Origin of the sequence: Arthrobacter sp. CDRTa11, assembly GCF_026427775.1 — a bacterium.
Lineage (GTDB): Bacteria > Actinomycetota > Actinomycetes > Actinomycetales > Micrococcaceae > Arthrobacter.
The window spans coordinates 592,374-614,745 of the sequence record NZ_CP044532.1; the positions used below are offsets into that span (position 1 = coordinate 592,374).

23 protein-coding genes are annotated in these 22,372 nt (G+C 66.1%); 19 read left to right on the forward strand and 4 right to left on the reverse strand.

Annotation, left to right across the window (positions count from 1 at the left end; genetic code table 11):
* The first annotated feature begins 175 nt into the window (after nt 1-175).
* The 11 genes from F8G81_RS02745 (at nt 176) to F8G81_RS02795 (ending at nt 11,964) form a co-directional block, all read left to right on the forward strand.
* The gene (locus F8G81_RS02745; protein WP_267277510.1) at nt 176-715 is read left to right on the forward strand and encodes a D-glycero-alpha-D-manno-heptose-1,7-bisphosphate 7-phosphatase; all 540 of its coding nucleotides are present in this window, start codon (nt 176-178) and stop codon (nt 713-715) included.
* The gene (locus F8G81_RS02750) at nt 715-1,803 is read left to right on the forward strand and encodes a glycosyltransferase family 9 protein (protein ID WP_267277511.1); all 1,089 of its coding nucleotides are present in this window, start codon (nt 715-717) and stop codon (nt 1,801-1,803) included. Before F8G81_RS02745 ends, F8G81_RS02750 begins: the two co-directional genes overlap by 1 nt.
* Nucleotides 1,800-2,828 carry a glycosyltransferase gene (locus F8G81_RS02755; RefSeq protein WP_267277512.1) on the forward strand — a complete coding sequence of 343 codons (1,029 nt, stop codon included), beginning with the start codon at nt 1,800-1,802 and terminating at the stop codon, nt 2,826-2,828. Before F8G81_RS02750 ends, F8G81_RS02755 begins: the two co-directional genes overlap by 4 nt.
* Nucleotides 2,825-4,078, forward strand: a complete 1,254-nt coding sequence (locus tag F8G81_RS02760) for a glycosyltransferase (RefSeq protein WP_267277513.1) — start codon at nt 2,825-2,827, stop codon at nt 4,076-4,078. The genes F8G81_RS02755 and F8G81_RS02760 overlap by 4 nt, the downstream gene beginning before the upstream one ends.
* Nucleotides 4,075-4,854 carry a D-sedoheptulose-7-phosphate isomerase gene (locus tag F8G81_RS02765; RefSeq protein ID WP_267277514.1) on the forward strand — a complete coding sequence of 260 codons (780 nt, stop codon included), beginning with the start codon at nt 4,075-4,077 and terminating at the stop codon, nt 4,852-4,854. Before F8G81_RS02760 ends, F8G81_RS02765 begins: the two co-directional genes overlap by 4 nt.
* Nucleotides 4,851-6,233: a PfkB family carbohydrate kinase gene (locus F8G81_RS02770; protein ID WP_267277515.1), complete on the forward strand. Its 1,383-nt coding sequence runs from the start codon at nt 4,851-4,853 to the stop codon at nt 6,231-6,233. Before F8G81_RS02765 ends, F8G81_RS02770 begins: the two co-directional genes overlap by 4 nt.
* 51 nt (nt 6,234-6,284) lie before the next feature.
* A complete protein-coding gene (locus tag F8G81_RS02775; RefSeq protein ID WP_267277516.1) occupies nt 6,285-6,986 on the forward strand; it encodes an SDR family oxidoreductase in 702 nt (233 codons plus the stop codon).
* Nucleotides 6,987-7,192: 206 nt separating this feature from the next.
* A complete protein-coding gene (locus tag F8G81_RS02780) occupies nt 7,193-7,789 on the forward strand; it encodes a class I SAM-dependent methyltransferase (protein WP_267277517.1) in 597 nt (198 codons plus the stop codon).
* Nucleotides 7,790-7,909: 120 nt separating this feature from the next.
* Nucleotides 7,910-9,376: an aldehyde dehydrogenase family protein gene (locus F8G81_RS02785; RefSeq protein WP_267277518.1), complete on the forward strand. Its 1,467-nt coding sequence runs from the start codon at nt 7,910-7,912 to the stop codon at nt 9,374-9,376.
* On the forward strand, nt 9,373-11,010 hold the full coding sequence (gene rfaE2 / locus F8G81_RS02790) for a D-glycero-beta-D-manno-heptose 1-phosphate adenylyltransferase (RefSeq protein WP_267277519.1): 1,638 nt from the start codon (nt 9,373-9,375) through the stop codon (nt 11,008-11,010). Before F8G81_RS02785 ends, rfaE2 begins: the two co-directional genes overlap by 4 nt.
* Nucleotides 11,011-11,052: 42 nt before the next feature.
* Nucleotides 11,053-11,964, forward strand: coding sequence for a spermidine synthase (locus F8G81_RS02795; RefSeq protein WP_267277520.1), 912 nt, complete (start codon nt 11,053-11,055; stop codon nt 11,962-11,964).
* Here F8G81_RS02795 and F8G81_RS02800 read toward each other — a convergent pair.
* Nucleotides 11,929-12,858 carry a LysR family transcriptional regulator gene (locus F8G81_RS02800; protein ID WP_267277521.1) on the reverse strand — a complete coding sequence of 310 codons (930 nt, stop codon included), beginning with the start codon at nt 12,856-12,858 and terminating at the stop codon, nt 11,929-11,931. The genes F8G81_RS02795 and F8G81_RS02800 overlap by 36 nt on opposite strands.
* Nucleotides 12,859-12,988: 130 nt before the next feature.
* On the opposite strand from F8G81_RS02800, the gene F8G81_RS02805 reads away from it, so the two are divergent.
* Together F8G81_RS02805 and F8G81_RS02810 are read left to right on the forward strand one after the other, a co-directional pair.
* Complete coding sequence (locus tag F8G81_RS02805; RefSeq protein ID WP_267277522.1) at nt 12,989-14,371, forward strand: MFS transporter; 1,383 nt, start codon at nt 12,989-12,991, stop codon at nt 14,369-14,371.
* A gap of 70 nt (nt 14,372-14,441) precedes the next feature.
* Nucleotides 14,442-15,191, forward strand: coding sequence for a 3-hydroxybutyrate dehydrogenase (locus F8G81_RS02810; RefSeq protein WP_267277523.1), 750 nt, complete (start codon nt 14,442-14,444; stop codon nt 15,189-15,191).
* A gap of 52 nt (nt 15,192-15,243) precedes the next feature.
* Here the strand turns inward: F8G81_RS02810 and F8G81_RS02815 are convergent, their stop codons facing one another.
* Both F8G81_RS02815 and F8G81_RS02820 read right to left on the reverse strand, forming a co-directional pair.
* On the reverse strand, nt 15,244-15,504 hold the full coding sequence (locus tag F8G81_RS02815; RefSeq protein ID WP_267277524.1) for a hypothetical protein: 261 nt from the start codon (nt 15,502-15,504) through the stop codon (nt 15,244-15,246).
* 255 nt (nt 15,505-15,759) lie between these two features.
* Nucleotides 15,760-16,251, reverse strand: coding sequence for a response regulator transcription factor (locus F8G81_RS02820; RefSeq protein WP_267277525.1), 492 nt, complete (start codon nt 16,249-16,251; stop codon nt 15,760-15,762).
* Between the two features lie 226 nt (nt 16,252-16,477).
* On the opposite strand from F8G81_RS02820, the gene F8G81_RS02825 reads away from it, so the two are divergent.
* The 6 genes from F8G81_RS02825 to F8G81_RS02850 all read left to right on the forward strand — a co-directional run bounded on the left by F8G81_RS02825 (nt 16,478) and on the right by F8G81_RS02850 (nt 21,328).
* Entirely contained in the window at nt 16,478-16,906 is a 429-nt protein-coding gene (locus F8G81_RS02825) for a hypothetical protein (protein WP_267277526.1), read from the forward strand.
* The gene (locus tag F8G81_RS02830) at nt 16,900-17,133 is read left to right on the forward strand and encodes a helix-turn-helix transcriptional regulator (RefSeq protein ID WP_267277527.1); all 234 of its coding nucleotides are present in this window, start codon (nt 16,900-16,902) and stop codon (nt 17,131-17,133) included. The genes F8G81_RS02825 and F8G81_RS02830 overlap by 7 nt, the downstream gene beginning before the upstream one ends.
* On the forward strand, nt 17,130-18,101 hold the full coding sequence (locus F8G81_RS02835) for an NAD(P)-dependent alcohol dehydrogenase (protein WP_267277528.1): 972 nt from the start codon (nt 17,130-17,132) through the stop codon (nt 18,099-18,101). The genes F8G81_RS02830 and F8G81_RS02835 overlap by 4 nt, the downstream gene beginning before the upstream one ends.
* Nucleotides 18,102-18,244: 143 nt before the next feature.
* On the forward strand, nt 18,245-19,015 hold the full coding sequence (locus F8G81_RS02840) for a GntR family transcriptional regulator (RefSeq protein WP_267277529.1): 771 nt from the start codon (nt 18,245-18,247) through the stop codon (nt 19,013-19,015).
* A 142-nt stretch (nt 19,016-19,157) separates the two neighbouring features.
* Nucleotides 19,158-20,645, forward strand: a complete 1,488-nt coding sequence (locus F8G81_RS02845) for an NAD-dependent succinate-semialdehyde dehydrogenase (protein WP_267277530.1) — start codon at nt 19,158-19,160, stop codon at nt 20,643-20,645.
* Nucleotides 20,646-20,821: 176 nt separating this feature from the next.
* The gene (locus F8G81_RS02850) at nt 20,822-21,328 is read left to right on the forward strand and encodes a GNAT family N-acetyltransferase (RefSeq protein WP_267277531.1); all 507 of its coding nucleotides are present in this window, start codon (nt 20,822-20,824) and stop codon (nt 21,326-21,328) included.
* Between the two features lie 3 nt (nt 21,329-21,331).
* On the opposite strand, the gene F8G81_RS02855 is transcribed toward F8G81_RS02850, so the two are convergent.
* A complete protein-coding gene (locus tag F8G81_RS02855) occupies nt 21,332-22,270 on the reverse strand; it encodes a phosphotransferase (protein WP_267277532.1) in 939 nt (312 codons plus the stop codon).
* Nucleotides 22,271-22,372 lie beyond the last annotated feature (102 nt).

Consider the following 22,372-nt stretch of genomic DNA (forward strand, 5'->3'; position numbering starts at 1 on the left):
GCTGGCCCTCTCCTCCAAGCCCCACCTGCGCGAAAGAACACGCGAAAGAACACTTGTGGCCCTGGGAGTCAGGGCCTCAAGTGTCCGTTCGCGCCTAGGTGCGGGATGGCGCCGGCCAGGAGAAGAAGTGCCTCCACGCTGTTTAGGAGCTGCTGCTCCGGGGAACAAGGTGGATATGGGAAGCTCCGCAACTCCGCAGCTCAAGGCTGTCCTGTTCGACAGGGACGGAACCTTGGTGGTTGATGTGCCTTACAACGGGGATCCCGGCCTGGTCCAGCCCATGCCGGGGGCCAAGGACGTGCTGGATTCCCTCCGCCGCCAGGGGCTGGCAACCGGAGTGATCAGCAACCAGTCCGGGATTGCCCGCGGCATCCTCACCGCTGCGGACGTGGCGGGCGTCAACGCGAGGGTGGAGGAGCTCCTGGGTCCTTTTGATGTGTGGGAGGTGTGCCCGCACTCGGAGGAAGACGGCTGCGCCTGCCGGAAGCCCGCCCCGGGAATGGTGCACATCGCCTGCCGGAAACTGGGAATCGAACCTTCCGAGGCCGCGCTCATCGGTGACATTGGAAGTGACATCCTCGCCGCCGAGGCTGCCGGCGCCAGAGGCATCCTGGTGCCTACTGCGGTGACCCGCCCGGACGAAGTCAGCCGGTCCGCATTGGTTGCCAGTGATCTTGCCGGGGCCGTGGATCTGCTCCTGGAGCGGACACAGTAATGGGACGCGTCCTGGTGGCAAGGCTGGACAGCATGGGCGACGTCCTGCTCGCCGGCCCGGCCGTCCGGGCCGTTGCCAATGGCCGCCGGACGGATGGAAGCCAGCCAAACCAGGTGGTGATGCTGTGCGGCAGCCAGGGAGAGGACGCTGCGTCCATGCTGCCCGGGGCGGCGGAAGTCTACAGCTGGGACTGCCCGTGGATCATGAATCCTGCGCCCAAGATGACCTGGCCGCACGCCGACAGGTTGGTGGACTACGTCAGCAACTCCAGGATCACCGAGGCCGTGATCCTGACGTCCTTCCACCAGTCCCCGCTGCCGCTTGCCCTGCTGCTCCGCCTTGCCGGCGTGGAAAGGATCAGCGGAGCCTCCACGGACTACGCCGGTTCCCTCCTGGATGTCAGGCTCAAGCCTGGCGAGGACTTTCCGGAAGACCAGCCCGAGGCAGAACGGGCCCTCGGTATCGCACAGGCTGCCGGCTTCACATTGCCGGCAGGAGACGACGGCAAACTGCGGGTGGACCGTGTTCCGGACGTCAAGGATTTGGTGGGGGAAGGTCCCTATGTGGTGGTCCATCCCGGGGCGGCAGTGCCGGCGAGAGCCTGGCCGCCGTTTCACCATGCGGCCGCCGTCGAACTCCTTGAAGGAGCCGGTCACCGGGTAGTGGTGACCGGCGGGCCCGGGGACACGTCGCTGACGGCCACCGTGGCAGGACCATCGGCCCTGGACCTGGGCGGACGCACCGACCTCCGCACCCTGGCGGGGGTGCTGGCGGGTGCTGAGGCAGTGGTGATCGGCAACACCGGCCCGGCCCATCTGGCTGCCGCCGTGGGAACCCCGGTCGCCTGCCTCTTCTCCCCGGTGGTGCCTGCAGTGCGGTGGGCCCCCTACGGTGTGCCCCTGGAACTTCTGGGCGACCAAAGTGCACCGTGCCGGCTCACGCGTGCCCGGGTTTGTCCCGTGCCAGGCCATCCCTGCCTGGATTCCGTGCCTCCGGAGGAGGTGGTGCAGGCCGTGGAGCGTCTGATCGGCGGGGTCACCTCCTTCAGCACCCACCTCAGCACCCGAAGAAAGGCTCGCAAACGATGAGACTCCTGCTGTGGCACGTCCACGGTTCGTGGACCGACGCGTTCGTCCGTGGACGCCATGAATACCTGCTGCCCGTCCTGCCGGAGGGCGGGCCCTGGGGCCTGGGCCGGGCAGGCAGGGAGTGGCCAGCCACTGTCCGGGAAGTCGCGCTGGCGGAGTTGGACGCCGACGCCGTGGACGCCGTCGTTCTTCAGCGTCCCGAAGAAATTGCGGAAGTGTTCAGGGCGCTGGGCCGCCGCCCTGGCCGGGACCTGCCCGCGGTGTACGTGGAGCACAACACTCCGAAGGGGAATTTTCCCTTCATCCGGCATCCGCTGGCTGAGCAGGCAAGCATTCCGGTGGTCCACGTGACCCATTTCAACAGGTTGGCCTGGGACAGCGGCTCGGCCCCCACCCTGGTCATTGAGCACGGGATCCCGGACCCGGGACTCCTTTATACGGGAGAGCTGCCGGAACTGGGAGTGGTGGTCAATGAGCCTGTGCGGCGTGGGCGGGTGACCGGTACGGACCTCCTGCCGGTGTTCGCCTCCGTGGCGCCGCTGCAGGTCTTCGGCATGCAAACCCAAGGACTGGCAGCCGCCATCGGAATAGGGGAATCACGCCTCACGTCGCGGGGCGATCTGAGGACGCGCGAACTGCACAGGGAATTGTCCCGATGCCGGGTCTACGTCCATCCCATGCGGTGGACCTCCCTGGGACTGTCCCTCCTGGAAGCGATGCACCTGGGCATGCCGGTGGTAGCGCTTGCTGCCACGGAAGCGCCGCGGGCGGTGCCGCCCGAAGCGGGAGCCATATCTGCCGACATGGACGAACTGCTGCGCTGCGCCGCCCGGCTGGTGGCCAATCCGGAAGAAGCCCGACGGCGGGGCGCCGCCGCCAGGGAAGCGGCACTGGCGCGCTACAGCCTGGACAGGTTCCTGGGCCGCTGGGATGAAGTGCTGGCGGACCTGGCGCCCCGGCCGAAAGCCAACGAACGTCTGGAAGAGAAGATCCTGATTCCGGCGCGAGAGAGGAAGACCCCATGAAAATCTCCATGATTTCAGAACACGCCAGTCCGCTGGCGGCACTGGGCGGGGTGGATGCCGGCGGGCAGAACGTGCATGTTGCGGCATTGTCCGAGGCCTTGGCCAAGAGGGGGCACACGGTGACCGTCTACACCCGGAGGGACGCAACGGAGCTTCCCGCCAGGGTGAAGGTGGGCCGCCGGCTGGAAGTGGTCCATGTGGATGCCGGACCGGCCTGCCACATTCCCAAGGATGAGCTTCTTCCGTTGATGGGGGAGCTTGCGGACGGCGTCGCCAAGGATTGGGGGCAGCGTCGGCCCGACGTGGTCCACGGCCATTTTTGGATGTCCGGCCTCGCGGCCCTGTACGCGGCGCGGCGGGAGGGGGCAGGCTACCAGGTGCCGGTCATCCAGACTTTCCATGCCCTGGGAACTGTCAAACGGAGGCATCAGGGCGCCGAGGACACCAGTCCGTTGGAGCGCCGCTGGCTGGAACCCGGGGTGGGACGCTCCGCAGACAGGATCATCGCCACCTGTTCGGATGAGGTCTTTGAACTCAAGGCCATGGGGATCAACACGAGCAAGATTTCCATCGCTCCCTGCGGTGTTGACCTTGACCTCTTCTCCACGGAGGGACCCGCCGACCCCCGGCCAAGGAGGCACCGGATCCTCTCGGTGGGCAGGCTGGTTCCGCGCAAGGGCGTGGATTTGGTGATCCGCGCACTTCCGCTCCTGAGCGAGGCAGGATTCGACGACGTCGAACTCCTGATTGTGGGCGGTGGCGGGGACTCCAAGGTTCTTGATGCTGACCCGGAAGTACGCCGCCTCCTGGGGCTGGCCGAGGAACTGAACCTTTCGGATCGGGTGACATTGCAGGGGCAGGTACCCCGGGCCGCCATGCCAGGGATCTTCCGAAGCGCCGACGCAGTGGTCTGCTCACCCTGGTATGAGCCCTTCGGCATCGTCCCGCTCGAAGCCATGGCTTGTGGAGTGCCGGTGGTGGCTGCGGCAGTGGGCGGGCTCCGCGACACTGTGGTTGATCACGGCACCGGGCTTCACGTACCGCCGCGGGATCCGGAAGCGATCGCGTCCGCCCTGGCGCTCCTGCTGGGTGATCCAGCCCTGGCGGCCGAACTCGGCAGAGCCGGGCAATTGAGAGCCCGATCGAGGTATTCCTGGGATCGGGTGGCTGTCGAAACCGAAAAGGCCTACAAGCTGGCGATGGCGGAAGCTTCGGCCGGCCGGGTCCCCATGGAAGGAGCTGCGCTGTGACTGCCGAATGGTCCCTTCGTGAGGCGGACGTCCAGGCCCTGGCCCGCCACGGCGCGCTTTTCCCGGCGCTTCCTTCCGCAGTGCCTTCCCCCGTTCCTTCCGGTGCAGCCGTTATGGACGCGGGAACAGCCCTTGTGGACGCGGCCGCGGCACATGCTGTTCGCGCCCACCTGGACAACGTCCTGCCTGCGCTGGACTCGCTCCGGAGCCAGTCGGACCGCCTGGCCGCGTGGGGAGTTGAGCTGGCCCAGCGCCTGCTCCGGGGGCAGCGGGTGATGGCCGCGGGCAACGGCGGGTCGGCCGCCGAGGCCCAGCACCTGACCGCTGAACTGGTAGGACGGTTCGACGGCGAGCGGATCCCCTTCTCCGCGATCTCCCTCCACGCCGAGACCTCGGCGGTGACGGCGATTTCCAATGACTACGGCTACGACGAGGTGTTCGCCCGGCAGATCCGGGCCCACGGCCGTTCCGGTGACGTGCTGGTCCTGCTATCCACCAGCGGCAAGAGCCCCAACCTGCTCAGGGCCGCGGAAACAGCCGCCCGGCTCAACATCACCACTTGGGCACTGACGGGACCCGGGCCCAACCCCCTGGCCTTGGCCTGTGACGAGGCCGTGACCATTGAAGCCATTAACGCCAACGCCCAGGAAGGGCACCTGATCGCGCTGCATGCCATCTGCCGGGCCTTCGACCTGGAGGTCAACCGGAGCGGAGCCGGAAACCACAGCAGGGACTACTCTGGCAGCCCTGATGGAGAAGCAGGAGGCCGGGCATGAGGATCGTTGTGGTGGGCGACGCAATCTTGGATGTTGACCTGTCCGGCGAGGCCACCCGGCTCAGTCCCGATGCCCCTGTGCCCGTAGTTGACGTCTCCGGGATCAGGCGCCGGGCCGGGGGAGCCGGGCTGGTGGCCCGGATGCTGGCGGAGGACGGCTGGCCCGTCACCCTGGTGACGGTCCTGGCAGATGACGACGCCGGACGGCAGCTTGAGGCGGCGCTCGCGGGAGTCCGGCTTGTGGCCGGGCCCAGCAGCTTCCCGTCGCCGGTCAAGACCCGGGTCCGGGCAGGCTCCCATCCCGTGGTCCGTTTTGACCAGGGCTGCGGGCCAACGCCGGTACCCGAGGTGACTCCAGCGATGCTGCGGGCCGTGGAAAAGGCCGGGGCCATCATCGTTGCCGACTACGGCCGCGGTCTGGCCGCCAACGCACAGCTGAGGGAACTTCTGACAAGACTGGCCGACGATGTTCCCATCGTATGGGACCCGCACCCCTCCGGGGCCCCTCCCGTTCCGGGGGTAGCCGTGGTGACGCCCAACCTGTCCGAAGCCCACAAGGCCGCCGGCAGCGGGACCGCGGCGCCCGGAAACATGGCCTCCTCCAATGGAGCCGGGGACGTTGCGGGCGTCCTGCTGGACCAGTGGCGCAGCCGTGCCGTCCTGGTGACCACCGGGGAACATGGCGCCGTTCTCCTGACCCGGCGGGACCCAACGCCCCAGCTTGTTCCCGTTCCCCGGGTGGAGGTGGGCGATCCCTGCGGTGCCGGCGATAGGCTGGCCGCCAGCCTGGCCGTCCACCTGCTGGCAGGCCGTGACCTTCAGGACGCGTCCGTACTCGCTGTCCATGAGGCCGCAGATTTCCTGGCGGCCGGAGGGGTGGCGTCCCTGCCGGATCCCTCCGCGCCGGGGAAAGCCAGGCACCGCACCACTGAGCCGCTCCTGCTGGCCCGCAGCGTGCGGGAGAACGGCGGCACGGTGGTTGCCACCGGAGGCTGCTTCGACCTGTTGCACGCCGGGCATGTCAGGTCATTGGCAGCAGCCCGGGAACTGGGGGACTGCCTTATTGTCTGTCTGAACTCGGATGCCTCGGCCCACCGCCTGAAAGGAGAGCAGCGCCCCATCATGGGCCAGCAGGACCGGGCGGAGTTGTTGCTGGCGCTGGAGTGTGTGGACGCAGTGATGATTTTTGACGAGGACACGCCGGAGGCCGCGCTGGACCGGCTTCGGCCCGATATCTGGGTCAAGGGCGGCGACTACAAAGGTGCGCGCCTGCCCGAAGCGGAACTGGTGGAGAGCTGGGGCGGACGCTGCGTCACCGTTCCCTACCATCCGGCCCGCTCCACCACCCTTCTGGCCGACGCCCTGGCGAAGGTCAGCTGATCAAAAGCAGCCTCATTTCGAAGCATTTTGTTTCCAAGCGAAAGGAACACCATGAACATTCAGTCGCCTTGGCCCGGCCGCGTCCTGGTTACCGGAGGGGCCTCCGGACTGGGTGCCGCCGTCGTCGAAGCTGTCCTCAGGGCAGGGGGTACGCCGGTGGTCCTGGACCGCGACATCAGCGCAGTTTCGTCCGCTAAGGCGTTCGAAGTTGACGTCTCGGACCGGCTTGCCGTTGAGCAGGCTGTCCAGGAGGCAGCGGATTCGCTGGGAGGGCTGGATGCGGTGGTCACGGCGGCGGGAATCGACCGCTGCGGCAAACTGGCGGAGGTTGCCGCGGACGAATGGGAGAAGGTCATCGGCGTCAACCTGCTGGGCACAGTCTCGGTTGTCCGCGCCGCGTTGCCCCACCTCAAGGCTTCCCGGGGGCGGGTGGTGACCGTGGCTTCGACGCTGGGAAAGCGTGCGGTGGCTGATGCGACCGCGTACTGCGCCTCCAAGTTTGGCGTGGTGGGCTTCAGCCATGCGCTGGCCGCGGAGACCGGCGGGGAAATCGGCGTGACCACCATGATCCCCGGCGGTATGAAGACCCGCTTCTTTGATGACAGGACCGAGCAGTACAAACCGCAGGACGACTCCCGGCTCAACAGCCCGGGCAACGTGGCCCAGGCCATCCTGTTTGTGCTGTCCCAGCCCACCGGCTGCGAGGTGCGGGAGATGCTCATCTGCCACGAGGAGGAGGGCTCCTGGCCCTGAGCCCCGCTGTCCGATCCGCGAATGCCGCCCTTGACGGCCGGTTTTAAGGCCGGCCCTTGACGGCTGGTTTCTGACGTCGTGTTCTTGAAGAGGGGTCCATGCCAGGGAGGATTGCGGTGACGGGACACGAATTGGATCGGCCAACAGGGCCGCCCCACCTGCAGCACCCACGTTTTGCCAAAAGCTATGCGCGGGCGGTGGAGGTGATGAACCAACGCGGCGCCACGGAGCACCGCCGTGCCGCACTGTCCGGCCTGTCAGGCAAGGTGATAGAAATCGGGGCAGGGGAAGGCTCAGCGTTTGGGCTCTACCCCAGCTCTGTCACCGAGGTTCTGGCGGTGGAGCCTGATGATGAGCTCCGGCGGCTGGCCAAGGCCAAGGCGGTGTCCGCCCCGGTTCCGGTCCGGGTGGTGGCCGGAGCGGCGGAGACGATTCCCGCGCCGAACGCCAGTGCCGACGCCGTGGTCACAAGTCTTGTGCTCTGCAGTGTCGAGGACCAGGCCGCCGTCCTGGCAGAAATCCGGCGGGTTCTGCGGCCCGGCGGCGCACTGGCGTACTACGAGCATGTCCGTTCGGGCCATAAAGTCCTGGCTGCGCTGCAGGACCTGGTGACGCCGGCCTGGCAGCGCCTGGCCGGCGGCTGCCATCCGAACCGGGACACGCTGCAGGCCATCTCCTCTGCTGGATTCACCATCCGGGAGAACCGTCGGTTCGGTTTCTCTGCCGGCCCGCTGGTGCCCCCGGTGGACCACATCCTCGGCCACGCCATATGGCCTGGGGACCGGCAAGGTCCCGGCAGCTGACTCAGCTTTCATCAGGTTCGTGTAAACACCGGCTCCCTGGGTACGGGACAGCAGAGGACGGCACAGGCACAGAACGGCACCAGCACAGAACGGCACAGGAGAGTGCTACGGAGGAGATCCATGCATACCACTGCCAGGCAGACGGATGCCGCATCAGCGGCCACGCCGATACCAGCCACGCCAACACGGCCCACCCACGTCACCGGGGACGGTTCCGGGGTCACCATCAGGGATCCACGCAGCGGCGAGACCCTGTGGACAGTTCCGGAGGCTGAACCCCATACAGTAACCGAAGCCGTGGATGTGGCACGCAAGACCGCAGCCGAATGGGCCTTCACCGCCGCCGCGGAGAGGGGTTCGCGCCTGCGGGCGGCGGCCCGGGCGCTCGAGGACGCCGCCCATGAGCTGGCCGGGCTCAACAGCAGTGAGACGGGACGCCCCCTGGAGGAAGCCCTGGGCGGGATCGCCGCCGGGGTTTCCACCCTGGAGCAGTACGCCGAGCTCGGACCCCTGCACCGGGGGCGCAGCCTCAGGGGCAACAGCCTGGCCTCGGACTACACGGTGGCAGAGCCGCGTGGAGTGGCCGTTCTGCTGACGCCCTGGAACGATCCCGTGGCGGTTGCCTGCGGGCTGATCGGTGCCGCCCTGGCCACCGGCAACACGGTGATACACAAACCCAGCGAACGTTGCCCCCGGTTAGGCGAAGCACTGGGAGAGGTGCTCGCTCCGGCCTTCCCGCCGGGAGTGCTGCTGACCGTCTCCGGCGGTGCCGGCGTGGGTGCCCTGCTGACAAACGCGGGGGTGGACGTCATCGCGCATGTGGGTTCCAGCGCATCGGGCGCCCGGATCGCAGCGGCCGCCGCGGCCACCGGCGCGCACTTCATTCGTGAAAACGGCGGCAATGATCCGCTCCTGGTGGACCGCGATGTGGACCCTGTGTGGGCTGCCGAGCAGGCGGCGATCGGTGCCTTCGCCAACAGCGGCCAGATCTGCACTTCAGTGGAGCGGATCTACGTTCATGAGGCTATTGCCGATGAGTTCTGCGCCGCACTGGAAGCCGAAGCCGCCCTCCGCAACGGCAACGGCACCGTGGCACCACTGGTGGACACGCGGCTGCGGGAAGCTGTCCACGCCCAGGTTGCCGAAGCGGTGAAGCTTGGTGCGCACGCCGTGGAAGGCGGCGCCGTTCCGGACGGGCCGGGCGCCCACTACCCGGCCACCGTCCTGCTGGGCTGCACCGGGAGCATGCAGGTGATGACCGAGGAAACCTTCGGGCCGGTGGCACCCGTGCAAGTGGTATCAACTTTCGCAGAAGGGCTGCGGGAGGCCTGCAGCGGCCGGTTCGGGCTTGCCGCCACGGTACTCACGGGGAGCATCGCCCATGCGCAGCAGGCCATTGCCTCCCTTCCCGTAGGGACCGTGAAGGTCAATGAGGTGTTTGGCGGCGCCCCCGGAGGTTCAGCGCAACCCCGCGGCGACAGCGGCGAAGGCTTCGGCTACGGACCCGAGCTTTTGGATGAGTTCACCCGGGTGAAAGTGGTGCACGTCGCTGCGCCGCCCGTGACGCTGGATCAGGGCACACCATGAGCCCGCTGGACCGCACGGGTGGACGGGACCTTGCCGGCTCAAGGGACTGTGCCAACTCAAGGGACCTGGCCGGCGAGCGCGCACTGTCCGGATCGCTGCCGAGGCGGATTGCTGCCGAACACCCCGCCGTGATGGTCATTGGCGACGTGATGCTGGACGGCTGGTGGAGCGGCAGCATCGAACGGCTGTGCCGGGAGGCGCCCGCACCCGTGGTTGACATCACCACGCGGGATTTCGCTCCCGGCGGTGCTGCGAACACGGCCATGAACCTGGCTGCCCTGGGTGCCCGGGTGTCTGTTGCAGGCATCATCGGTACCGACGACGCCGGCGTGGTCCTGCGGGAAAAGCTGGTGGAGGCGGGCATCGACGTCCGGCACCTGCACAGCCACCCAGCCATGGTCACCACCACCAAGATCCGGATCAGCAGCGGCGGGCAGGTGCTCCTGCGCATCGATGACTGCGCCAAGGCCGTTCCGGAAGAGGCGCTGGCAGCGCTGGCCGCTTCGGTGGGAGCCGCCGTCGGCCACCAGGATGCCGTTATGGTTTGCGATTACGGAACCGGAGTCCTGGCGGACCCGGTCCGCGGCAGCCTGGTCGAAGCTCTGGCCCGCCCGGAATTGGAGAGGCAGGAGCCGCATGCACCGGAACCGGAGGTGGCCGCACAGGCAGGAGCAGCAGGCACGCTTGGTACCCGGCCGCTGACGGTCATCGACGCGCACGACCCCCGCCTGTGGGCCGGGCTGCGTCCCGACCTGGCCACCCCCAACGCGCAGGAAGCCGCGCGGATGCTTGGCGTGCGCCTGCCGGAGGGTGCTGAACGGATCGACGCGGTGAGCGCGAACCGGGAGGCGTTGCTGGAGGCCAGCGGAGCCAGCTCCCTGGTGGTCACGCTGGACCGGGACGGAACAGTACTGTTCTCGGCCGGCGGCGGCACGCACCGGACCTGGGCCCGGCCGGCCGCGGAGAAGCAGGCCTCCGGCGCCGGTGACACGTTTGTGGCGGCGCTGACGGTTGCCCGCTCGGCAGGACTTCCGCTGACGGCGAGCCTGGACCTGGCGCAGGCAGCCGCGGACGTGGTTGTCCACCAGCCGGGGACCTCCGTCTGCAGCACTGCGCAGCTGAGCCGGCACCTGGAGAGCTTCGCGGATACCGCGCTTGGCGTGGAGGAACTGGACCGGCAGCTGGAGGTGCACCGCGCCCAGGGCCAGCGGATCGTGCTGACCAACGGCTGCTTCGACGTGCTGCACAGCGGCCACACCAGGTACCTCAACCAGGCCAAGCAGCTCGGGGATGTGCTGGTGGTGGCGCTGAACAGTGACGACTCCGTGCGCAGGCTCAAGGGCCCGGGCCGGCCTATCAATACCGTGGCTGACCGCGCTGCCGTGATCGCCGCCCTCAGCTGTGTGGACTACGTGACGGTTTTTGATACGCCCACGGCCAGCCCGCTGATCTCCCAACTCCGGCCCGAGGTCTACGCCAAGGGCGGGGACTACACGCCGGAGATGCTGGCGGAGACGGCGGCTGTGGAGGAGTACGGCGGACGGGTGGCCATCCTGGACTATGTCGCGGAACGCTCCACCACGGCCGTGGTCCAGCGGATCCGCGAGGGCAAAGGGGCAGAGCAGACCAACTAGCGTCAACTAAAGTTGAGCCATGACTGAAGCGGGGCACGGGTAATGGCAAAACGCGGCAGGTCAGGAGGCCGCGCCAGTGGAGGTTCGACGGCGGGCGTTGTGGAAGTGCCCAAGGGCACCCGGCCGGACGGCCCTGTTGAGGGCGTCTATTACATCGATACCGGCGACTGCCAGCTGATTGCTGACCAGGACAACTCCAACGGCTGGCTCCTGAAGATCAACGGCGTGATGAGCTCCCACATAGACCTCGCCGACCCGCTCTTTCTGGACTTCGAATACATGCGCTGGATGGCGGCGCTCATTGAATCACGGTGGCCGCCGAAACCAAAGACAGGCCAGCCCGCGCGGCTTCGCGGCCTGCATCTTGGCGGCGGCGCCTGCTCCCTGGCACGCTACTTTCACGCCGCCTACCCCGATGCCCGCCAGGTGGTGGTGGAGCTGGACGGAAAACTGGCCGAGTACGTCCGCGGCTGGTTTGACCTTCCCAAGGCTCCGCTGCTCCGTCTTCGGGTGGGCGAGGCCCGCGAAGTGACCGAAACCCTCACGCCTGACACCCGCGACTTCATCATCAGGGATGTCTTTGCCGGGTCGTTGACGCCGCGGGCACTGACCACGGCGGAGTTCAACGAACACATCCGGCGGGTCCTGGCTCCGGGCGGCATGTATGTGGTCAACTCCGGCGACGCCCCCAACCTGCTGAATGCCCGGGAGGACGCGGCCACCATCGCAGCCTCCTTTGAGCACACGATGATCATCGCCGATCCTGCCATGCTGAAAGGCCGCCGCTACGGGAACATGGTGATGGCCGGCAGCGATGTCCCGTTCGACGGCGACCCGCAGCTGGCCCGCAAGCTCTTGGGCGGGGCGGTGCCGGCGCATATCTGGGATGACGCCCAGGTGCGCGCCTTCGCCGCAGGGTCACCGGTCCGCCACGACCCTCTCGCGTCCGCCTAGCCCCCGGCCCAGCAGTTTCTCGCGGTGTGCCGCCGTCTGGTCCCGCAGCGCCTGCACCACGGCGGCAACCGCAGGGCGGCGCATCGAATCGGGGCGCAGCACCATCCAATAGGGGAGCAGTTCGGCGAAGTCCTCGGGCAGCAGCCGGACCAGATCCGAGTGGAGATCACCCATGAAACAGGGCAGGAATCCGATGCCGGCGCCGGCCCGGGTGGCCTCCACATGCACAAAGACGTTGGTGGACGTTAGCCCGTCACGCATGGCCGGGACAAGGCGCCGCGGGGCGTCCAGGTCATCAACCTGAAGCATGGAATCCACAAAGTAGACCAAGGGGTGCTCAGACAGGTCAGCCACGGTGGCAGGGGTTCCGTTCTCCTCCAGGTACGAGCGCGAGGCATACATGCCCAGCATGTAGTCGCCCAACCTGACGGCCTCGGCCCGGTGGACCTGTGGTTCACCCACCACCACCTCGATGTCCAGCCCGGAACGCTGCTGCAGCGCCCGCCGGGTCATGGTCACCACTTCCACGCTGAGCCCCGGATGTTCACGGCGGAGCCCGGCCACGGCGGGAGCGGCGATGTAGGCGCTGAAGCCGTCTGTCGCCGTCATGCGGACGACGCCGGTGATGGGGTCCGGCGCCCTGCCTGCCGGTCCCAGCGCACTCACCGCAGCCTCCACCTGTTCGGCTGCCCGCACCGCCTGGGTGCCAAGGTCCGTCAGCTCCCAGCCGCCCGCCGCCCGGGCCAGGACCCGGCCGCCAAGGGCCTTCTCCAGGGCCGCTATCCGGCGTGACACAGTGGTGTGGTTGAGGCCCAACGCCTGGGCCGCCGTCGTAAATTTAGCTGAGCGGGAAACCGCCAGCAGTACCAGCAGGTCATCCGGGTTGGCATTCATATCTGCAATTGTGCACATGAGAGGTGCTCTTTTGGTTATTGAGTGCACATGTTTGTGCAGCAATACTCGGGGGAGCCATTAGTGCTGTGAACCACGGCACGTGTCAATGTGGACACTAAGGAGAAACCCCATGAGCGTAGAGCAGCGCTCGGCAGACAATGCCGCCGGATCCGCATCCAAGGGATCCGGACTCAAAAAGATTGTGGCCGCCTCCATGGTGGGCACCGTAGTGGAATGGTATGAATTCTTCCTCTACGCCACCGCCGCCACCCTGGTGTTCGGGAAGTACTTCTTCCCTGCCACCGGCAACGAACTCGACGGCATCATCCAGGCCTTCCTCACCTACGCGGTGGGCTTTGTGGCACGTCCGCTGGGCGGAATCGTGTTCGGCCAGATCGGTGACAAGCTGGGCCGCAAGCCCACGCTGCAGCTGACCATCGTCATCGTAGGCGTTGCCACGTTCCTGATGGGCTGCCTCCCGGGCTTCGCCGACATCGGCTACCTGGCCCCGGCCCTGCTGGTGGCCCTGCGCTTTATCCAGGGTTTCGCCCTCGGCGGCGAATGGGGCGGCGCGGTGCTGCTGGTTGCCGAACACAGCCCCAACAAGTCCCGGGGGTTCTGGTCCAGCTGGCCGCAGGCCGCGGTCCCGGTGGGCAACCTGCTGGCCACGCTGGTGCTGTTCATCATGTCAACCGCCCTCAGCCCTGAAGCTTTCCTGGGTTGGGGCTGGCGGGTAGCGTTCTGGCTCTCCGCCGTGATCGTGTTCGTGGGCTACTACATCCGCACCCACGTCACCGAGGCCCCCATCTTCCTGGAAGCCAAGGCCCTGGTGGAGAAGGAGCAGGCTGTCAGCTACGGCGTCTTCGAGGTGGTCCGCAAATACCCCAAGGGCATCCTGCAGGCCATGGGACTCCGGTTCGCGGAGAACATCATGTACTACCTCGTGGTCAGCTTTGCCATCGTGTACCTCAAGAGCGTTCACAAGTACGACACCTCATCCCTCCTGCTGGCCCTGCTGATCGCCCACGTCATCCACTTCCTGGTCATCCCGCAGGTGGGGCGGCTGGTGGACTCGCTGGGACGGAAGCCCGTCTACCTGTTCGGCGCCATCGCCGGTGCTGCCTGGCCGTTCTTCGCCTTCCCGATGTTCGATACCCGCAATGCTGTGGTGATCGTCCTGGCCGTGACCATCGGACTGTGCCTGCATGCGTTTATGTATGCCGGCCAGCCCGCCATCATGGCCGAGCTCTTCCCCACCAGGATGCGCTACTCGGGGGTGTCGCTCGGTTCGCAGGTGACGTCCATCTTCGCCGGTTCCCTCGCCCCGCTGCTGGCCACCCAGTGGCTCAAGGACACGGGCTCCTGGGTCCCCACCGCCATCTACCTCGTGGTGGCCTGCGCCATCACCACAGTGGCGGTGCTGAGCCTCAAGGAGACCAAGGGCATCGCCCTGGAGGAAGTGGACAAGGCCGACGCCGCCCGCGAGGGACTGCTTCCGGCAGGCACCCGCTGAGCTGCTCGGACGGCCGGACGTGGTTGATGACGGGTTGATGGACGGGAACACGATGGGAACCGTAACTGCTATGGAAAACACACTGAACGGCCGCAAGGCCCTGGTGACGGGCGGCGCCAGCGGAATCGGCGCCGCGTGCGTCCGGGACCTGGCCGCCCGCGGGGCGAAGGTGGTGGTGGCCGACGTCGACAGTGACGGTGCTGCCGCCCTCGCCGATGAAGTGGGCGGCACTGCCTGGGCCGTTGACCTGCTGGACATGGACAAGCTCGCCACCGTGAGCCTGGACTGCGACATCCTGGTGAACAACGCCGGGATCCAGCGGATCAGCCCCATCGAGGAGTTTGATCCGACGGAGTTCCGCCGCATCATCGCCCTGATGCTGGAGGCGCCCTTCCTGCTGATCCGGGCCGCCCTGCCGCACATGTACGCCAACGGGTTCGGCCGCATCATCAACGTGTCCTCCGTGCACGGCATCCGGGCCTCACCGTTCAAGAGCGCCTACGTTTCCGCCAAGCACGGACTGGAAGGTCTCAGCAAAGTGACGGCGCTCGAAGGCGGGGAGCACGGGGTCACCTCCAACTGCGTCAGCCCCGGATACGTCCGCACTCCGCTTGTAGAGAAGCAGATCGCGGACCAGGCCCTGGTGCATGGCATCCCGGAGTCTGAGGTCCTGGCCAGGGTGATGCTTACCGAATCGGCCGTGAAACGGCTGGTGGAACCGGAGGAGGTGGCATCACTGGTGTCCTGGCTGGCCTCGGATCAGGCCGGCATGGTCACCGGCGCCAGTTACACCATGGACGGCGGCTGGTCCGCCCGGTAGGTGCCGGCCGGCGAGCGCCATGGAGGCTGCAGGGCCGTCCCGGCCTGTACATCTAGTCCAGGCGTTTCAGCTGGCGGTGATCGTAAAAGAGGATGCCGTGGCTGGTTTTCACCCCTACAGAGGTTCCGCTCAGCGAAACCACCACACCGTCGTGACGGCCGTTGAAGGGGTCATCTCCCATCACCGCCTCACCGATCTTGTAAGGACAGGATGGGCGTGGAACCGTGCGCATACGGTTCCACGCCTTTTCCACCAGGCCCGCCGGACTGGCCGGGAGTTGTTCGTGGACGCGATTCCGGGCAGCTTTGGCCATGGATACCACTCCTTCAGGGCGACGTCGTCGCTCACTGGCGGTGCAGGTGCCGGAACGCACCCAGCTGAGGATGGTCCTCCTATTCCGGCTGGCACCTACAAAACAATGTACCGACAAATCACATCAGTAACATCAATAACATCTACCCCAATTTCCCCACGGGTCTACTGAGATTGCGCGGCACGGAGTACTCGCTTTTGGCGTGACGGCCACTTGTACCGGGCGGCGGATGCGGCTGTCTGTCGCAGGATCAATCTATGGCTGGACTAAATACCTGAGGTTGACGTCCAACTCGGCGGTAGAAGGACGGTTCGCCTTGTCCGGGCCCTGGCCCGGGGCCGGTGCTTGAGCAGGAGTCGAAGCCGAAGTCGGAGGCGGCGCGGAGGCGGCGCACAGCATCTCGGCCACCTCTGCCAGCTCCTTGGGCCGGAAGGGCTTGGTCAAATAGGCTGCGGCGCCGGAAGCCATTCCTGCCAGCAAGTCATCGGAGTCCGATCGTGCCGTCAGGAACAACAGCGGAGCATTGGTCAGTTCCCGAAGGGCTCGCGCCACCACGTGGCCGTCTGCGTCGGGCAGGCCCAGGTCCAGGGTGACCAAGGACAATGAAGGATCACCCGCCGCCGCAATGGCCTCAGCGCCCGTGCCCACCGCCCGCACTTCGAAGCCTGCGCGGGTCAGGACCAGCGTGATCAGTCCCCGGATGTCCTCGTCATCCTCGATGACGAGACAGACGCGTCGATTTTCCATACCAGCCCCCCGGCCCTTTACTGCCACCAGTTTATGGCAGCCCATGGCGATGCAGGCTAATTCTTCCCAGAATGAACAAAACCTCCCCCACCTGGCCCCCCGCCGCCGAGCCCGCAGTCTCCGGACGGGAGCATCGAAGTTGCATACCTTGGTCTAGAACTATTGACACCATGTCAAAGTTTCTTTACTTTAGTCATGTCAGCTTTGTTTTACATCCGGAGTGAAAATGTCCTACGAGGAAAAGAGCGCCTGGATCATGGGTGTGGTGGCCGTGGGCTCTTATGGCATCTACCTCGCCATCATCCTGGGCCAGGCCCGAACCACCCCCCTCACCGACGTCGCGTATGTCTCGCCGCTGTTGTGGACGGTCGGTGCCTCCATCCTGGTATCCATCGCGCTGCATGCCGTGATGGGCATTTCGGCGCCTAGGGAGGCGGGCAGGAAGGACCAGCGTGACAGGGAAATCTATCGGTTCGGCGAGTACATCGGGCAGTCCTTTGTGGTGATCGGCGGAGTGGCGGCACTGCTGATGGCCATGGCTGAACTGGACCACTTCTGGATTGCCAACGTGATCTATCTGATGTTCGTCCTCTCGGCCATCCTGGGCGCGGTGGCAAAGATTGTCGCTTACCGGAGGGGATTCCAGCCGTGGTGAAGCCGACGCGCGTGACCAACTCCATCCGCCGTCTGCGGTTCGAGCGCGGCGAAATGACTCAGGCCGAGCTTGCCGAGCGGGTGGGCGTGACCCGACAGACCGTCATCGCCATCGAGCAGGGCCGGTACTCACCTTCCCTGGAGATGGCCTTCCAGATAGCCCACGTCCTCAGCGTTCCGCTGGAGGACGTGTTCCAGTACCTGCACCATGAGGGAGACGCATCATGAAAGCTATCGTGCAGGACATCTACGGATCCGCGGACGTGCTCACGCTTCGCGACATCGACAAACCCACGGCAGGCGACGGTGAGGTCCTCATTCGGGTCCGTGCCGCCGGCGTCGACCAGGGGGTGTGGCACCTCATGACCGGACTGCCATACCTGGTCAGGGTGTTTGGGTACGGCCTCAAAAAGCCCAAGGTCCCTGTCCGGGGGCGGGATGTGGCAGGTGTGGTGGAGGCTGTAGGAACCGGCGTGACCCGCTTCCAGCCCGGTGATGAGGTCTTCGGCACCTGCGAGGGATCATTCGCCGAGTACGCCACCGCCAAGGAGGGCAGGCTGGCACTTAAGCCGGCCAATCTCACCTTTGAGCAGGCTGCAGCCGTGCCCATTTCCGGGGGCACCGCCCTGCAGGCGGTACGCGATGCCGGGCAGGTGACACCGGGTCAAATCGTGCTGGTGATCGGTGCGGCAGGCGGTGTTGGTTCCTTTGCGGTTCAGCTGGCCAAGGTCTTCGGTGCCGAGGTCACCGGCGTCTGCAGCGGTGGCAAGGCGGACCTGGTCCGCTCGCTGGGTGCTGACCAGGTCGTCGACTATACACGGGAGGATTTCGCTGCCGCAGGGCAACGCTATGACGTCATCATCGATACCGCCGGCAACAGGCCCCTGTCAGTGCTGCGGCAAACACTCGCCCCCGAGGGAACCCTGGTGATTGTGGGCGGTGAAGGCGGCGGTCAGCTGACCGGAGGGTTTGAGCGGTCCCTGGGCGCTGCGCTGCTCACGCCGTTCGTGGGCCAGAAGCTCAAAGGGCTGGTGGCAGGGGAGAACCATCAGGACCTTCAGTACCTGGCGTCACTGATTGAGGCAGGCACGGTGAGGCCTGCCATCGATACTGTCTACCCACTTGCTGAAGCGGCGGCTGCCATTGACTATGTGCACGAGGGCAGGGCCCGGGGAAAGGTTGTGGTCAGCGTCTGAACCCGTTGGCTGGTCCCTTCTTGGACAGGGTATTGCCGTGATGCACAAACGGTTGATTGTTGACTGTTTACACTATTCAGCCTAAAGTGGCTGGCAGTCAGGTGTCAGCGTCGACTGAGTCAGAAGAGTAAGGGGCAGCGGACGTGGTATCCCAAATGAAAGCGGCCGTGGCCGGCGTCGGAAATATGGGCGCCAGCATGCAGCACAAAAGCCTTCTTTCAGAAGGAGGTTCGCGCCTGAGCCCCGGCAGCGGCGCCATCAAGCTCCAATCAAAAGTGACAGCAGACCTCATTGCCGAGTATCTGCGTGAGCGGATCCTGGACGGGACCTTCGCGCCGTCCACGAACATCAACGAAGTGCAACTGGCCGCCCACCTCAACATCAGCCGCGGGCCGCTGCGCGAAGCCGTCCAACGGCTGGTGCAGGAGGGACTCCTTGTCAGCACCCGCAACTACGGCACCTCCGTTGTTGACCTGGGCCCCGAAGACATCGAGGACATCTATAAGGCGCGGGTTGCGATCGAGCTTGAGGCAGGCCGGCTGGTCCTCCAGCACGACACTGCCGGGCTGGCCATCGAGCTGAACGTCATCCTGGAACGCATGCACCACGCTTTGGAGGAGGACAGGTGGCAGGACGTGGCCACCGCGGACCTGACATTCCACCAAACCATCGTGCGGGCCACCCTCAGCCCCCGGCTGGACAGGATGTTTTCCACCCTGGCAGCCGAGACCCTGCTGTGCGTCCGGCAGTTCCGCCACATCCACCAACGCAAGGAAATCGTCCTGGAACAGCACCGCCGTCTCCAGGAACTTATCCAGGCACGGGATGAAACCGGCTATCTCACCGAAATCGAATGGCACCTCAAGAAGTCGGTCCCCATGTTGGAAGCAGCCCGAAACCAACCCAGCTCCTGATCCCAGCCCCCACGCTTGGCCACGGGCGCGCTCCCAGCCACCGCATGTTGATGGCCCCCTCCGACCGTCCGAACCGCCCCACCGCCCGAACCACCGTATTTGCCGCCGCTATTGAGCAAGTCATTACCGAAAGAGAGAACCAATGAGCCTCATTTCACCAGTCACTACGCCGCTGATTGCGGCGGACCCGGACAGCGTCCGCCACGCGGATGCCGTCATCAAGTCCATCAACCTTCCGGGCCAGGGAATCGCAGTCCAGGATCCTGCCACGGCTGAGACCATCGCCCATGTACCTGACGCTGACGTTGAGGCTGCACTGGAAGCTGTGGGAAAGGCCGATGAAGCCGGAGCTGCCTGGGCCAAGACCAGCCTTCGTCAGCGCGCGGATGTGCTGCACGCCTGGTACAACATGCTTGTTGCCCACACCGAGGATCTCGCGCACCTGATTTCGCGCGAAATGGGCAAGCCGCTCGCGGAGGCCCGCGGCGAGGTCAAATACGGTACCGACTTCGTCCGCTGGTACGCCGAAGAGGCTGTGCGCCCTGCCGGAAACTTCCGGGACACGCCCGACGGCGGGGCGAGCCTTCTGACGCGCCGTTCCCCCGTTGGTCTGGCGGTGCTGATTACGCCCTGGAACTTCCCCCTGGCCATGGCCACCCGAAAGATCGCGCCGGCGCTGGCAGCAGGATGCCCCGTGGTCATCAAGCCTGCCACCCTAACCCCCCTGACAACGTACTTCGCCGTCCAGCTCGCCATCGAGGCAGGGGTGCCTGAAGACCTGGTCCAGGTCATCACCACCTCCAAGTCCGGGGCCTTCAGCGAAGCTGTCCTGCTTGACCCGAGGGTCCGGAAGGTTTCCTTCACCGGCTCAACGCCGGTGGGCCGCCAACTCCTGCAGCTGGCCTCCAGGAACGTGCTCCGCAGTTCCATGGAGCTCGGCGGCAACGCCCCGCTCCTGGTCTTCAACGACGCCGATCTTCAGCGCGCCGTGGAGGGAACGTTTGCCGCCAAGCTGCGCAACGGCGGACAGTCCTGCATCGGAGCCAACCGGATCTACGTCCAGGACGGGATCGCCGATGACTTCGTCGCGGCACTCACCGAACGCTTCGCCCAGGTCACGGTGGGAAGCGGCCTTGGAAAGCAGACCGGACTCGGTGCCCTGATCGATGACCGTGCGGTGGCTCAAATGCAGGCGTACACCGACAACGCCGTCAACCTGGGCGCCAGCCTGCTGACCGGCGGCCACGGTTACGACTCGGCCGGCAACTTCTTCGCCCCCACCGTGCTGGACCGGGTCACGGAAGATTCCGATGTTGCCCGGTCCGAGATCTTCGGCCCCATCGCCGCCATCCAGCGCTTCAGCACCGAAGCCGAAGCCATCAGCCGGGCCAACGCCACGGAATTCGGCCTCGCCGGCTATGTCTTCACCGAGAACCTGGACCGCGCCCTTAATGTCGCCGATCGTCTCGAGACCGGCATCGTGGGAATCAACCAGGGCGTGCCGTCCAACGCCGGCGCCCCCTTCGGAGGCATCAAGCAGTCAGGCCTCGGCCGCGAAGGAAGTGCCGAAGGCCTGGAAGAATACGAAAACATCCGCTTCTACAACGTCGCCCGCCGCGACACCGCCTAAGAACCACCCACACAACAGAACCACCCGTACGACGGCGGCGCCCCCGCCGCTGCCACGGCACCCACCTCGGTCCATGGCAGCGGAGGGATGGCGCCGCCGTCGTCCGTTTAAGCTGCCGTCGGAGTTTGAAAAACGGTAGAGCCAATGACGGCTTTGATCGGTAATAGCATGGGCGGATGATGACCATCGTTTCCGCAGACCTGGCCGACGGGGAGACCGGGCGGCGCCTCGGTGGGCTGCTGCAGTCCTACCACCGGCAAACCGAGCTGGAGAAGGCGGCCAACGGGGTTGGATTGCTGACCGGAGACGGCCTTCTGCCGCGGAAGTACCAGGAGGAGATCGATTGCCCTGCGGAGGCGTTTGCGTGGTCGCGGGTCTTCATTGCCCAGCAGGATGTCCGGCCTGTTGGCATGGTGGTCCTCACTCCTTCGGGCGGTGCGGCCAGCGAGGTGAAGAGGCTTTGGGTTGAGCCGTCGGTTCGCGGTGCCGGAGTGGGATCGGCACTGCTGAACGAGGCCATCCTCGCCGCCCAGGCAGACAACGCTGAAGCGGTGCGCCTCACCGTCTGGGAATGGCGTGAACCCGCCGTGCGATCCTATCTCCGCCTCGGCTTCCGGATGGTTCCGTCCTGGGAAGAGCGTATGGCCCTGCAATGCATGGAGCTGCGGCTGCCCGCCGGCTGACTTCTACAGCTGCAGCCGCTCCCGGAGCCATCGGATGACCGCTTCGCCTTGCCGCCGCTGAAAAGCGCGGAGAGTGGGGAGCCCGGGCGGCGGAGGTTGCCGGGCGGCGTCCATGAGGTATGCAGCCAGGCCGGCGAGGACCCGGTTGATGCTGTCAGCGTCGCTGGAGGCAAAGGCGGCGTGGGACCGGAGCGCAGTATCGGCGTCGTAAGCGGGATCGAACACGCGCACGTTGATCAGGACCGTCAGCGCGTCCATCCAGGCCGAGCCGATGGATGCCCAGGGCCAGTCCACCAGGACTGCGCCCTTCGCGGTGATCAGGACATTGTCGGCGCGGACGTCAGTGTGCACCAGGGATCTGCCGGCCAGGTCCCTCAGCCCGGACTCCGCCAGCTCCTCCAGGATGTCCAAGTTCCCGAGGATCCAGGGATCGCAGCCTTCCGGGTTGTCCGATCTGAGCCGGCCCCAGCCACGGAATGCTTCATCCAGCTCTTCCTCAAGCCTGGGCAGGTGTTCCAGTTCAGGCGGGACTGGTGCCCGGGCAATGTCCACCAGGGCATCAAGGACAAGGAGCACGTCCTGAGTTTGCCACGGGACCTGCGGGTGCCGGCCTTCCACGTCGCTGAGGACCAGCGCAACCCAGTCGCCGTCGTCAAAGGTCCCGATCAGTGACGGAGCAGGCAGGCCCTCCGGCAGCCCGGCCGCAACCTTGGCTTCCTTGCGATGGATCACCGGCGACTGCTCGTTCAGCTGGCGGCCCACTGCTTTCACAAACGCCCTGCCGCCTGCCGCTGTGCGGACCCTGTCCGCGGTGCCCGGAGAGAACCCTCCCAGCTGGCCCAATGCCTCCACCACCGGTGAGCCAAGAATTTCTTCAATTCCTGCCCGCACCCGGACAGGCAGATCCGTCCAGCTGATGCGTGGGCTCCATTCCGGTTGCATGGGAACATTATTTCCTCGCGGCGGAGGAAGTCCTATTCGCTGACGCTGCCGGGGTCGGACGTATCGCGTGGTGGTGGCTTCCCTGAACCCCAGCCGCCGCAG